Here is a 13,913-nt window from a genome sequence, read left to right as displayed (position 1 = left end):
CTATGAAGTTAAGCGATAATTGGTTTACCGCCATAAGTCAAACAGACGATGGGCAACAGCTGGTCTTTGTGACTGGTCGAAAGGATCTTGATGAGTTTCGTAAATCCGGGAAGCTACCTTTTAAAATAGAAATTAAATGGCTTTATGAAAGCGATAAGGAGGGTATGCCTACTGAGAATGATGCTGAACTTATCAATGAGGTGGAGATGGTATTGCGCAAGATGATGGAAAAAGACAAGTTGGCGATACTTACAGGAAACTATACCGGTGGAGGTGCTAAGTTTTGGATATTTTACGCTCGTAACCTCAATGTGTTCGGAGAAAGACTTAATTCAGCCCTGATGCCCTATGATCTATTGCCATTGGAAATACAATGTGAAGAAGATCATGAGTGGGATGAGTACTTGGATATGATCAGCATGTCTGAAAATGCGATAGAAGAAGACTAGTCAGCCCAGAAATATGAGGATAATAATGTATGTTGCTGCCTGTCTTTATTGATTGGCAGCATGCATGATATCTATAACTCTAAGGATATTACCCGTTATAAACTTTACAGAGATAGCAAGTAGGATAACTCCAAAGAACTTGCGCAATACATAAATCCCCCCTTTGCCGAAGAAGCGTTCTACCGGGTTTACAAATTTGAGGACAAGGAACACTACAGACATGTTGAAAATAACGCAAAGAACCAGATTGATCATCGCATAGCCGTCTGCGCGTAAAGTTAGTAGTGTTGTAAAGGACGCGGCACCTGCAAAGAGTGGAAATACAAGAGGTACAAAAGTGGCACTGGCACTAGGCCCATCATCTTTGAATACTTGAATGCCGAATATCATTTCTACGGCCAATACAAATAGTACGATACCACCGGCCACTGCGAAAGAAGAAATATCTACTCCGAAAAAACCCAACATAGGCTCTCCTATAAATAGAAATGCCAGAAGCATGATGCAAGAGTAGAATGAGACTTGAAAGGAATTGTAATTTTGCCCCTTATCTTTGAGTGATAGGATAATGGGTATAGCTCCGATGATATCCACTGCTACAAATAAGATCATAAATGATCCTAAGATTTCGCGGAAATCAAATAAAGACAGTTCATGCAAAATATTATTCCAAAATTCCATAAGGTAACAAATGTTTATTTGAGACATAAACAAGAGCGGTAGGCGAGGTTCGAACTCGTGACCCTCAGCTTGGGAAGCTGATGCTCTACCAACTGAGCTACTACCGCAATAATGTTTGACAGAACAAATGTAGAAAATTAGCAAAGAATATCCACTATAGTTAACCTTTTTTAAAGATGAGCGCTGTTTTATGACCGAAAGACTGTAAAAAACTAAAATATTTCACTATATTGCAAATTATAGGATCTGTATTCTACATTTAAATAGATCGAATTTTACTAATTTTGTATAGTGAGTATTAAAGATCGAGGTGATGTTTAAGTCTTACTTGTATAGAGCTTTTTATCGTTGTAATACAAAGTATCACCTCCCGGTATATAGTCTTTATTGAGGCTCTGTATACACAAAGGGAATCCTAATAATAAAATTCGATCTGTAGTCTGACTATCACTTATGCGGTATGCAGACTCAGTCAAAGCAAATTCCATTCATTATGAACGAAGACAACGTTGTAATAAGTCTGAAAAACGTAAACATCTCTCGAGCGGAAAATATTATCTTTCAGGATTTCAATCTTGAAGTAAAAGAAGGTGATTTCATATATTTGGTAGGACCTGTAGGTGCCGGCAAAAGTTCGTTGATGAAAGTGTTATATGCCGAAACTCATATTGAGCAAGGGGAAGCCTATGTATTGGGCTATGATATGCGAAAGCTAAGAAAAAGGAAATTGCCTTACTTGAGACGTCAAATGGGTATAGTATTTCAGGACTTCCAACTTTTGCATAACAAAACTGCAATAGAAAACTTGGATTTTGTGTTGAGAGCTATGGGACTCAAAAATAAGAATGCACGTAATGAGCGCATTCAAGAAGTTCTCAAAGCTGTAGGGATGGATCTCAAAGGCTATAAGTATCCACATGAGTTGTCTGGTGGTGAGCAGCAACGAGTAGCTATAGCCCGCGCTTTATTGGGAAGACCCAAGCTTATATTGGCTGATGAGCCTACCGGTAATCTTGATGCTCAGACGGGTTTGGCTATCACACGCATATTGCAGGATATCGCAGCCAAAGACGGTACTGCAGTGTTGATGGCTACACATAATGAAAGAATCTTGCGTGAGCTTCCGGCTACCGAGCTTCACATCAACGACTCAGGTGAAAATATCCTCTAAAGTTTTAATTTTTTTTGAAATAATCTTTCCAAAAACATTTCGTCGTTAAATTGAAAGTAATGAAATTTGGAGGTACATCCGTTGCCTCTGCAGATCACATCAGACACGTAGCCAGACTTATTACAGCTACGGAGGAAAAGAAAGTAGTAGTACTCTCTGCTATGGCAGGTACAACTAACCAATTGGTGGCAATATCAGATCAGCTTGTCAAAAGACATCGCTATGAGGGTATAGTGCTTTTGGACAAACTGAAAAAGAAGTACGAACGAGAGACTAAGTTGCTGTTTCAGAATCCTACAAGTTATGATAGGGCATGGACTATGATCAACCGTACTTTTTGGTTGCTTGAGCAATTGTGCTATCTGGAGAACTTTACTCTTTTCGACGAAAAAAAGATATTGGCTCAAGGTGAGCTTATGAGTACAGCCATGATGTTGCTGCATCTCGAAGATATGGGGAAGAAAGCGGTGATAATACCGGCATTAGACTATATGCGTACCGATAAAAACGCAGAGCCTGATAAAGCTCATATTAAAGAGCATCTTACAACTCTCATAGATAAGCAACCCGATGATACATTACTTTATATCACCGAAGGATATATCTGTCGCAATGCTTTTGGCGATGTAGATAATCTGCAGCGCGGAGGTAGCGACTATACTGCGTCCTTAGTCGGTGCTGCCCTCAATGTGCATGAAATACAAATTTGGACAGATATCGATGGTATGCACAACAATGACCCCAGAGTAGTAGACGCTACTTCTCCTGTGAGGAAGCTTCATTTTGAAGAAGCAGCTGAGCTTGCTTATTTCGGGGCTAAGATATTGCACCCAACTTGTATACAGCCGGCTAAAGACAAGAATATCCCGGTACGTCTCCTCAATACATTGGAGCCCGATGCTCCCGGCACATTGATTTCTCTTGAGACAAACAAGGATGAGATCAAAGCGGTTGCCGCTAAAGATGGAATTACGATGATAAAGATTAAGAGCAGTCATATGTTGATGTCTTGGAACTTTATGCGACGTATTTTCCACGTTTTCGAGCATTATCAGGTACCGGTTGATATGGTTACTACTTCGGAGGTAGCCGTATCACTGACCGTCGACAATAACAGCCAGCTCAATAACATCAAAAAAGAGTTGGAAAAACTGGGTGAAGTTGTTATAGAGCCCAACATGACTATTATATGCGTGGTAGGGGATATGGAACCAGAAAATGTCGGTTACGAAAGCAAAATCGTAAAAGCATTTGAAGATATTCCTGTGCGCATGATTTCTTACGGCGGAAGCGAATATAATATTTCTTTTTTGGTTAAAGAGACTGATAAAAAACGAGCATTAATTTCGCTGAGCAAAAATCTTTTTTAAATGAATTTCCAAACACCTTACTATTGGTATGACTTGACTTTACTGGACAAAACATTAAATGTTTTGAGTAAAACAGCTGAGTCATACGGTTATAAAATACATTATGCTGTCAAGGCTAATAATAATGAGAGGATATTAAGGCGCATAGCCCATGAGGGTTATGGAGCCGACTGTGTGAGTGGCAATGAAGTACTTCTGGCGATGAAGTGCGGATTCCATGCTTCAAAGATATTCTTTGCCGGTGTCGGTAAAACTGATGATGAAATAATCACAGCTCTACAGCACGGCATAGGAGCTTTGGTCGTAGAGTCTATAGAAGAGCTTGAGGTCATTTCGGAGTTGACACAGCAATTACAACGCCAAGCCAATATTATCCTAAGGATCAATCCTGAAGTTGATGCACATACCCATGGCAATATTACTACAGGATTGAAGGAGAATAAGTTCGGAATATCAGAGTCTCGTATTTTCGATGCTTTATCCATTATGCGACAAAGTTCCGAGAGATTATTGTTTCGAGGCATCCATTTCCACATTGGATCACAGATGATGGATTTTGATCCCGTTCGTGAATTATGTATCAAAGTGAATGCCATTCGTGATGCTATTGTTTCGGAAGGTTTTTATCCCCGGATAATAGATCTTGGAGGAGGACTTGGTATTGATTACGATTATCCGGAGGGGCAGCCTATCCCTGATTTTGTCAATTGGTGTCAGGCTATATACGATACATTGAGATTAGAGAGTGGTGAGGAGGTGCATTTAGAGCCTGGCCGTTCAATTGTCGGTCAATGTGGTATGCTTATATCCAAAGTTCTCTATGTCAAGCAAGGCGAAGAAAAGAAGTTTGTCATCTTGGATGCGGGTATGACGGAGCTTATCAGACCTGCCCTTTACGGAGCAAAGCATGCTGTCCGTAAAATAAAACGGATGGGAGAGAATAATAGACCCGTATTTGAATCTGCGAGCATCTCGGATAATTCGGAGCTATATGATGTCGTTGGTCCTATATGTGAGTCTAGCGATACTTTTGCCAAAAATCTACCTCTCCCACCGATGAGAAGAAACGATCTTGTGGCCATTCTCTCCGCAGGAGCTTATGGAGAGGTTATGTCAAGCGAATATAATGGTCATACAAAGCCTCGGGTATTTTACTCGGATATGAAATTAAGTGATGAAGAACATTAGAATATTGTTAGTTTATGGAAGAGTGTTCTAAGGAGCCAATAGTCTCCATCCCTTCAAAACGCAAACTATGGTTGGGACTAACACGCCCCCGCACGTTATTTTCATCGCTGAGTTCTGTAATTATCGCCTTAAGCTATGCTGCTTATTGCGGTTCTTTCAATTGGATCAATGCTATTCTGTGTATCATCATTGCTATTACTGCTCAGATATCGAGCAATATAGCAAATGATTGGCTGGATTTTAAAAAGGGTAGTGATACTCCTGAGCGCTTAGGCCCTGATCGCCCCATCTCTTTGGGGTGGCTTACGGAGAAGGAAGTTGTACTAGCTTTAGTTGTTTCGCTCCTCATCATGGCTGTGGCAGGTATTTGGCTTGTAATCAATACTACATGGCTACTTCTGTTCGTCGGTTTAGCTGTAGGGCTAGGTATTTTCGCTTACTCGGGAGGCCCTTATCCATTGTCATATCATGGCTTGGGGGATCTTGCTGTATTAGTATTCTTCGGACTTGTGCCCACTATATTTAGTTTTTACGTCATCACAGGTATTACTCCGGATACAACTATATGGCATCTGGCTTTTGCTGTAGGGTTTAGTAGTACCAACATTCTTATTGTAAACAATTATAGGGATTATCATGAGGATTTGAAGTCTGGCAAGAAGACATCTATTGTACGATTTGGTATCGACTTTGCTCCTCGCTTTTATATGACATGTGGTTTACTATCCATCATGCTTCTTTATCCTATATTCTCATCCTGGGGATTTATTTTTGTGATATTTTACCTTCTGTTATTCTTGCATACTTATCGTGAGCTCAATGCGTTTGAGGGAAAGATGCTCAATAAAACTCTCGGACATACAGCTCGTAATGTGTTTTTCCTATCGTTATTGGTGATCATATTACTTATCCTCAAAAAATAATTGTCGTTTGAAGTGGCGTTATCTATCGCACTTCAAACGCTTTTTTATTTGAAGCATAATAAGTATTTTTGTTTATGTTAGAATAAATTGTAAAATAGGCACTGTTTCTTACTCAATTTTCATCTGTGAAATACATTAAACTAGCCTTTTCTGAAATTATTTATAATATTATTAATACTAAATGAAATACTCAATTGCTTTTTCTCTTATGTTGGGAGCGCAGATTTTCTTAGGTCAGTCGCATCAAGCCCAGGGGCAAACTAAAAAGGATTATTGGTTGAACCCTGAGGTCAATCAAGTAAACCGAGAGCCCATGTCGTCCTCTTTTTTTGTTTTCGGTGAGAATGAGAACGCTCAGGACAAGTCTATGTCTGCCAACTTCCTTTCATTGCATGGCCAGTGGACGTTTTTAGGCGTAAAGAATGCTGATAGCCGTCCGCTGAATTTTTATGAAAAGGATTATGATGATAAGAGCTGGGGTAAGATGCCCGTTCCCGGTATTTGGGAGATGAATGGTTTTGGTGTTCCTCTATATTCCAATGCTATATATCCATGGCACAATCAGTTCAAAGACAATCCTCCTCTTGTCCCCTTGCAGAATAATCATGTGGGCTCTTATCGTAAGTGGATCGATGTGCCGGCTGAGTGGTCCGGCAAGGATATCCGTATACATTTTGGATCTGTTACTTCTAATATTTATTTATGGATCAATGGCTCATTTGTGGGATATAGTGAGGATAGTAAACTCGCTACAGAGTTTAATGTTTCTAAATATTTACACCCCGGTAAGAAAAATCTCATAGCTTTCCAGATCTTCAGGTGGTGCGATGGTACTTATTTGGAGTGTCAGGACTTCTGGCGTCTGAGCGGTATTGCGAGAGAGTCATATCTCTTTGCCCGGAACAAGAAGTCATTCAAGAATGTACAAGTCCTTGCTTCTTTGAAAAATGACTACAAGGATGGTGAGCTCAAGGTTAAGATAGAGAGAACTCAAGCTTTCCCCATTACCCTCAAACTCAAAGATCGTGATGGCAATGTCGTTTCTGAAAAACAAATGTCTTCTACAGACAATGAAGCTGTATTAAATATCTCCGGAGCGCACGCATGGTCTGCGGAATCTCCATATCTGTATCAGCTAACTTTATCATCAGGGAAAGAAATGGTGCCACTAAAGGTGGGCTTCAGGAATATTGATTTGAAAGGGGCACAAGTCTTAGTCAATGGCAAACCTGTCCTTTTCAAAGGTGCCAATAGACATGAAATAGATCCTGACGGAGGATATCTTGTAAGTCGTGAGCGTATGAAACAGGACGTTTTGCGTATGAAGCAGCTTAATATTAATGCTGTGCGTACCTGTCACTATCCTAATGATCCATATTGGTATGAGCTTTGTGATCAATACGGGATTTATGTTGTGGCAGAAGCTAATTTAGAGACTCATGGTATGGGCTATGAGAAGACCTCTTTGGCTTCTAGAGCTGATTTTCTCAAAGCACATTTGGAAAGAAATCAACGCAATATTCAAGCCAATTATAATCATCCTTCTATTATTTTCTGGTCTCTTGGTAATGAATCAGGCTACGGATCCAATTTTGAGAAAGCGTATGAAATGTGCAAAAAGCTCGATGCATCCCGTCCGGTGCAGTATGAGATGGCACGTCTGAAGAAAAGCGATATATATTGCCCCATGTACATGCGCCCCAACAAAGCCGAAGAGTATCTCAAGGCCAATCCTACCAAGCCTCTTATCCTTTGTGAGTATGCCCATGCTATGGGAAATTCTGAAGGTGGTTTTGATGAGTATTGGGATCTAATACGCAAGTATCCTGCTTTCCAAGGCGGTTTTATTTGGGATTTTGTAGATCAAAGTGTTCGTTGGCATACCGTGGAAGGGAAAGAGTTCTATGCTTATGGCGGTGATTTTAATAAGTATGATTATTCGGACAATAATTTCCTTAACAATGGGCTCATCAATCCGGATAGAGTTCCCAATCCGCATGCTTATGAGGTGTCCTATTTGCAGCAAAGTATAAGACCACGCATGCTTGATGCCGATAAAAAGACCGTTGAGATTTACAATGAGAACTTTTTTATCGATCTATCTCGTTATCAAATGAAATGGGAGATTTCTATTGATGGCGATGTTTCTCAGTCAGGGGATATGGATCTTCCTGCGATACAGCCACAAACAGCCCAAAGCATTGTATTGCCTTATGATCTTCCCAAGGATGCTGGTCGTGAAGTGACTTTACAGACGTATTTCTTTTTGAAGAATACCGACGGCATATTGCCAGCCGGTACACAAGTTGCTCATGAGCAGTTTGTCCTTTCCAAAGCCGAGGCAAATAAAATGGTTGTTTCGGACAACAAAACATTGGGAGCTATTCAGTTGACCGATAATGATAGGAACTATATTATAATTAATGGTGATAATTTCAGAATTGATATTGATCGCCATAATGGATTTATATCCCGCTATGATGTTGGTGGGGCTTCTATGCTCTATGATGATAGTATGATGAAACCCAACTTCTGGCGAGCTATGACTGATAATGATGCAGGTGCAGGTTTACAGAAAAAGTTTGAAGCATGGAGAACTCCTGAATTTAAGCTCAAAAATATCAAATACAATATGCGTAAGGATGGGGTGTTGGAGATCAATGTGGCATACGACTTACTTCCAATGAATGCTCAATTCTCCATTGATTATTTGATAAATAATGAAGGTAAAATCCTTTACACCCAAACGATGAAACCTCTTTCTACTAAAGATGTCTCACCAATGTTCCGTTTTGGTCTTAGAATTCAAATGCCTCAAAGCTTTGATTATGTCGATTATTATGGTAGAGGTCCTGTGGAAAATTATGTCGATCGTAAGATGTCTCAGATGTTAGGTCATTATACCCAAACCGTAGAGGAGCAGTTTTACTCCTACATCCGCCCACAAGAAACAGGTACAAAGTCTGATTTGAGATATTGGCGCGTGGTCAATAGAGGAGGCAAAGGCCTTGAGTTTAGATCTGGATTCCCATTCTCTGCTTCCTCCCTCAATAGGAGTATGGAGTCGCTTGACGGCTATCCGCAAAAGACTCAAAAGCACAGTGAGCTTGTAGACAAGGCTCCGTTTACTGATGTTATGGTCGATTTTGCTCAGATGGGCTTAGGTTGTTATGATAGTTGGGGTGCATGGCCTCGTGACGAATTTATCCTTCATTACAAGAACTATAGTTTCACCGTCCTTATCTCTCCTATTTCTTTAATGAAATAGACTTTCTATAATCATAGATTCAATTCAATATTAAAGTCAGTCACTCAACCATTGCAAGTAATGGTAGGTGACTGATTTTTCTTTTTATCATAATAAATTGAGACCGTTGCATAGCAGGCCAATTGCTTCGTTACTTGCGAGATTCGCGCTTGGTCATTTACCTGAAGTAAACTCCCTGTGCACTCACTCTTAGCGCCTTGCACTTTACCCTCTCTGCCCGGTCAAAGTGTTTTTTGTCGGCTTTGCCTCCAAAATCCACAAAACTGTTGACTTTTGCAACAGTCTCAAATTATGTATTCTTGCTCCATATTGTGATATTGCATCAAAATGTAGATTCTCTATCATTTTGTCAGTTTAAGGGGGGGGGATTGTGATTGTTGGTTTTGTGATGGTTTGTGAGGGATTAGTGGGTCTTGACAAAGGGTCGTTTTGTGTTGTATCTTTGTTGTTGTGTGGGGGCTGTTTTTTTTGCGAATTGCTTTATGGGAAGGGGATGCGAATTACAAATGGGCTAATGATGAACAATGAACCGATTATGTTTACAAGCAAATTACGACTGATTTTTATATAAGCATGGGAATATATGGCGTATGATTGGGTAATATATTGCAGAGAAATCGGATAAATTCAGACCTATAAGTCTATATACTCATGAATTTCGTGGGTGTATCCTCTCTCTCTCTCTCTCTCTCTCTGATAGTTCAGCATTTATCCCCTTCAGATATTCTGATGTAAGTGCCTTAAGTACATTGCGTGAGCCATGCATGATTATCAGACTGAGCCGTTATATTATACTGTAGTTGGAATTCCATCGCTCATTGGAGTAGGCTCCGATAGTATCTATTATACATTATATTATACTGTAGTTGAATTCGGTTTCATCCCATATCCCTTCTCCATTATCCCTTTCAAAAGGCTTATTTCACTTATCCTCCAACTTCCGCATTTCACATTTCACTTTTTTCTTTCCTGTCTTTTAGCCTTCAAAATTCATCGTATACGGATAGCCGACCTATGCTATACGGACAATTGACTTATCGTACACGGACGGCAGACTTATGTACACGGACGGCGGACTTATCCTATACGGATGGCAGACCTCTCCTCATCGAATTTGATCTATCTGCATTCTTTTGTTTTGTTTTTGCACCCGGTTAAATAAATTGACGATAGAGGTAGGGTATTTTATGATTGTGCAATAAATGCACATTTTACCGCTTCTTGATTTATTAAGGTCTTTCTTCACCCCGAAAAAAGGCGTTGGAAAGATGATTCTTATTTAGACTTTGTATAAATAAGCTTAGTTTTTTAACTAAAAACACTGCGATTTGAGGGAATCCTATAGCCAACGCAAAAACTTTAGTTATGGGAATTCCGGCATTTTACTCTCTGACGGTAGTCTGTGCCGCACTGCCCCAATTCTGTCATTCTGTCAAAATGGAGCTCACATGCACATTCATCATACACCATATATACCCGCCATCTATATATATGTATTGATTGATTTCCCTCCTTAGCCCGTGTCGACATAGGGAAATACGAATCCTTCCACCCTAGTAAACTCCTATAAAAACAGCTAATCCCTTTTAGCCGATTGGTGAGCTATGCCTATTTGTGCTGTCCCAATCTCCTACAAAAACAGCTGAACGAGCTCAACTGGACTCTCCACTCCTCGCCAATTCACCCTCACTCCCCGTCGCTTCGCCCCATTGTCACGCCACTTGCCGGGGATTGTGGCCACCTATTCCCGTTGACTTCGTTGTTTTTGGATATTTCACTGTTTCTCCATAAGTCTGTGGAGTAGTGGTTTGACATATTTTAACAGAATAAACACTCAAGAAAGTTTGGATTGTAATAAAAAAGGGTCTACATTTGCACTCACAATTCGAGCGGGATTGTATGAATCGACTTCTGATGGATGTATGCTTCCGAATAATTCTTTAGGGCTTTGAGCACTATCGGATAGAGAGGGGGGTGTCACTGAAGTAGGCAGGTTTTTAAGGACCTGTTTTTTTGTCCTTGGCTGTACGGGATTTCGTGCGGGAGGTTAGGGTTGCTCTTATATATGTATGAGGCGATCCTGAGGAAAAGGGGAAAGAAGAGAGAGGCGTTTCATGAGTACAATTAAGAAAAGGGATGAAGATGATTTTGATTCCGTAAGGGTGGTTGTTTTAGACTGCTCTACACCGCATCAAAAAAAACTTTCGAAAAAATTTGGAAGTAATAAAACATTTTCTTTACCTTTGCATCCGCAAACAAACGGAAGCGGTTTTCGCCAAGAGACACCGCGGGAAAGAAAGAGAAGTTTGTTTTGAATAAAAAGAGAAAAAAGAGCGATCTTTGAGATATTTCATATTGAAACGAAAAGTGTAGTACAAGTAAAAAAGAAACGTTGGTTTATCAACAAAATATCCAACCGTCAAAAACAATAACTTTATACAGGCTACAACTTAATAAATCGAGAACTGATAAAGCAAGATTCTTTAGAGCGAAAAACAGAAACAAACAAAAACAAATATAACATTGAAGAGTTTGATCCTGGCTCAGGATGAACGCTAGCGACAGGCTTAACACATGCAAGTCGAGGGGCATCGGGGAGTAGCAATACTCTGCCGGCGACCGGCGCACGGGTGCGTAACGCGTATGCAACTTACCTTACAGAGGGGGATAACCCGTTGAAAGACGGACTAACACCGCATATTCTTATATTATCGCATGATAGAGTAAGGAAATATTTATAGCTGTAAGATAGGCATGCGTCCCATTAGCTAGTTGGTAGGGGTAACGGCTCACCAAGGCAACGATGGGTAGGGGAACTGAGAGGTTTATCCCCCACACTGGTACTGAGACACGGACCAGACTCCTACGGGAGGCAGCAGTGAGGAATATTGGTCAATGGGCGAGAGCCTGAACCAGCCAAGTCGCGTGAAGGATGAAGGTCTTATGGATTGTAAACTTCTTTTGCGGGAGAATAACGGGCGCTACGAGTAGTGTTATGAATGTATCCCAGCGAATAAGCATCGGCTAACTCCGTGCCAGCAGCCGCGGTAATACGGAGGATGCGAGCGTTATCCGGATTTATTGGGTTTAAAGGGTGCGTAGGCGGCTTTTTAAGTCAGCGGTGAAAGGTTCGGGCTCAACCCGGACATTGCCGTTGAAACTGGGGAGCTTGAGTATGGATGAGGTAGGCGGAATGCGTGGTGTAGCGGTGAAATGCATAGATATCACGCAGAACTCCGATTGCGAAGGCAGCTTACTAAGGCATTACTGACGCTGAAGCACGAAAGCGTGGGTATCAAACAGGATTAGATACCCTGGTAGTCCACGCAGTAAACGATGATTACTGGGCGTATGCGATACAATGTATGCTCCTGAGCGAAAGCGTTAAGTAATCCACCTGGGGAGTACGCCGGCAACGGTGAAACTCAAAGGAATTGACGGGGGCCCGCACAAGCGGAGGAACATGTGGTTTAATTCGATGATACGCGAGGAACCTTACCCGGGATTGAAATGTAGACGATAGGGGATGAAAGTCCTTTTCCCTTCGGGGCGTCTATGTAGGTGCTGCATGGTTGTCGTCAGCTCGTGCCGTGAGGTGTCGGCTTAAGTGCCATAACGAGCGCAACCCACATTGGTAGTTACTAACAGGTAAAGCTGAGGACTCTACCGAGACTGCCGGCGTAAGCCGTGAGGAAGGTGTGGATGACGTCAAATCAGCACGGCCCTTACATCCGGGGCGACACACGTGTTACAATGGTGGGGACAAAGGGCAGCTACCTGGCGACAGGATGCGAATCTCCAAACCCCATCCCAGTTCGGATCGGAGTCTGCAACTCGACTCCGTGAAGCTGGATTCGCTAGTAATCGCGCATCAGCCATGGCGCGGTGAATACGTTCCCGGGCCTTGTACACACCGCCCGTCAAGCCATGGGAGTCTGGAGTACCTAAAGTCCGTAACCGCAAGGGTCGGCCTAGGGTAATACAGGTGACTGGGGCTAAGTCGTAACAAGGTAGCCGTACCGGAAGGTGCGGCTGGAACACCTCCTTTCTGGAGACTCTTAAAGAAAATAATGCTTAAGGTCACGCTGCTTTGAATAATATTAAAGTAGTAAAGTGCTTGATAAGCTAAAATAGATTGTATGCTGGTAAGCTATAAAGGTATTGCAAAAGAGAGACAAGTGTTGGGTATTACAACTAAAAGGGGATAGGCCGGATGTAACTGATTTACGGTCTACATTTTTCGGGACGATATGATATCATGCGAGAAACCATCTCGAATGAGAAACCGGGGATAATAAATAATAAGGAAGCCGAGCAGAAAGAGAGAAAAGGATCATTGCTTTTAAGTGACAAATAAGCAGTGTTTTCTAATTAATCCAAGCATTCCGTATATATTTAAGGATACACGCCCCAGCAAAGAGATTGAACAGCATAACGCAGTCCTATAGCTCAGTTGGTTAGAGCGCTACACTGATAATGTAGAGGTCGGCAGTTCAACTCTGCCTGGGACTACACCTTAGGGAGCTTTATAGGAATAAAGCATATATACGGGGGATTAGCTCAGCTGGCTAGAGCACCTGCCTTGCACGCAGGGGGTCATCGGTTCGAATCCGATATTCTCCACGTATGTTATCTGATGTTCTCACTGAGATAAGGGGGAAATTAAGATAAAAGCGATCATTGACATAGTTAAAAAGAAGACATTAAAAAAACAACAAAACATAGAGCAAATAAAAAAGCTAAAGTATACTAAATCCGTTTAATTTCGTAAGAGATTATACGGACGGCGCAAAATTAGTTAAGGGCAGACGGTGGATGCCTAGGCTCTCGGAGGCGACGAAGGACGTGATAAGCTGCGAAAAG

Annotated in this window: 8 protein-coding genes, 3 tRNA genes and 2 rRNA genes (1 of these 13 only partly in view); 11 read left to right on the top strand and 2 right to left on the bottom strand. The window is 41.4% G+C overall.

The window, feature by feature from the left end; translation table 11 throughout:
* Window positions 1-2: 2 nt before the first annotated feature.
* The gene (locus tag VYJ22_RS09095) at window positions 3-449 is read left to right on the top strand and encodes a DUF695 domain-containing protein (protein ID WP_329903679.1); all 447 of its coding nucleotides are present in this window, start codon (window positions 3-5) and stop codon (window positions 447-449) included.
* 45 nt (window positions 450-494) lie between these two features.
* Here VYJ22_RS09095 and VYJ22_RS09090 read toward each other — a convergent pair whose 3' ends face one another.
* Together VYJ22_RS09090 and VYJ22_RS09085 are read right to left on the bottom strand one after the other, a co-directional pair.
* Complete coding sequence (locus VYJ22_RS09090; protein ID WP_329903678.1) at window positions 495-1,130, bottom strand: MarC family protein; 636 nt, start codon at window positions 1,128-1,130, stop codon at window positions 495-497.
* 34 nt (window positions 1,131-1,164) lie between these two features.
* Window positions 1,165-1,237, bottom strand: a tRNA-Gly gene (locus VYJ22_RS09085).
* Window positions 1,238-1,623: 386 nt separating this feature from the next.
* Between VYJ22_RS09085 and VYJ22_RS09080 the strand changes: the two genes are divergently transcribed.
* The 10 genes from VYJ22_RS09080 to VYJ22_RS09035 form a co-directional block, all read left to right on the top strand.
* A complete protein-coding gene (locus tag VYJ22_RS09080) occupies window positions 1,624-2,301 on the top strand; it encodes a cell division ATP-binding protein FtsE (RefSeq protein ID WP_329903676.1) in 678 nt (225 codons plus the stop codon).
* A gap of 50 nt (window positions 2,302-2,351) precedes the next feature.
* Window positions 2,352-3,671 (top strand): aspartate kinase, encoded by a 1,320-nt coding sequence (locus tag VYJ22_RS09075; RefSeq protein ID WP_329903675.1) that lies wholly within the window; start codon window positions 2,352-2,354, stop codon window positions 3,669-3,671.
* Window positions 3,672-4,859 (top strand): diaminopimelate decarboxylase, encoded by a 1,188-nt coding sequence (gene lysA / locus VYJ22_RS09070; RefSeq protein WP_329903674.1) that lies wholly within the window; start codon window positions 3,672-3,674, stop codon window positions 4,857-4,859.
* A 14-nt stretch (window positions 4,860-4,873) separates the two neighbouring features.
* Window positions 4,874-5,782: a 1,4-dihydroxy-2-naphthoate octaprenyltransferase gene (gene menA / locus VYJ22_RS09065; protein WP_329903673.1), complete on the top strand. Its 909-nt coding sequence runs from the start codon at window positions 4,874-4,876 to the stop codon at window positions 5,780-5,782.
* 181 nt (window positions 5,783-5,963) lie between these two features.
* Window positions 5,964-9,050 carry a glycoside hydrolase family 2 TIM barrel-domain containing protein gene (locus VYJ22_RS09060; protein ID WP_407988869.1) on the top strand — a complete coding sequence of 1,029 codons (3,087 nt, stop codon included), beginning with the start codon at window positions 5,964-5,966 and terminating at the stop codon, window positions 9,048-9,050.
* A 2,114-nt stretch (window positions 9,051-11,164) separates the two neighbouring features.
* Window positions 11,165-11,365, top strand: a complete 201-nt coding sequence (locus VYJ22_RS09055) for a hypothetical protein (RefSeq protein WP_329903671.1) — start codon at window positions 11,165-11,167, stop codon at window positions 11,363-11,365.
* Between the two features lie 205 nt (window positions 11,366-11,570).
* Window positions 11,571-13,098, top strand: a 16S ribosomal RNA gene (locus tag VYJ22_RS09050).
* 390 nt (window positions 13,099-13,488) lie between these two features.
* Window positions 13,489-13,562: transfer RNA gene (locus tag VYJ22_RS09045), tRNA-Ile, on the top strand.
* Window positions 13,563-13,599: 37 nt separating this feature from the next.
* A tRNA-Ala gene (locus tag VYJ22_RS09040) sits at window positions 13,600-13,673 on the top strand.
* A 163-nt stretch (window positions 13,674-13,836) separates the two neighbouring features.
* Window positions 13,837-13,913: ribosomal RNA gene (locus VYJ22_RS09035) — 23S ribosomal RNA — on the top strand (it continues 2,821 nt past the right edge of the window).
* Together the 16S and 23S rRNA genes with 2 tRNA genes alongside form the textbook arrangement of a ribosomal RNA operon.

This window comes from Porphyromonas pogonae, from assembly GCF_036320655.1.
GTDB lineage: Bacteria > Bacteroidota > Bacteroidia > Bacteroidales > Porphyromonadaceae > Porphyromonas > Porphyromonas pogonae.
Note: the sequence above shows the minus strand (reverse complement) of the source record. Positions and strands in the feature narration are given on the sequence as shown.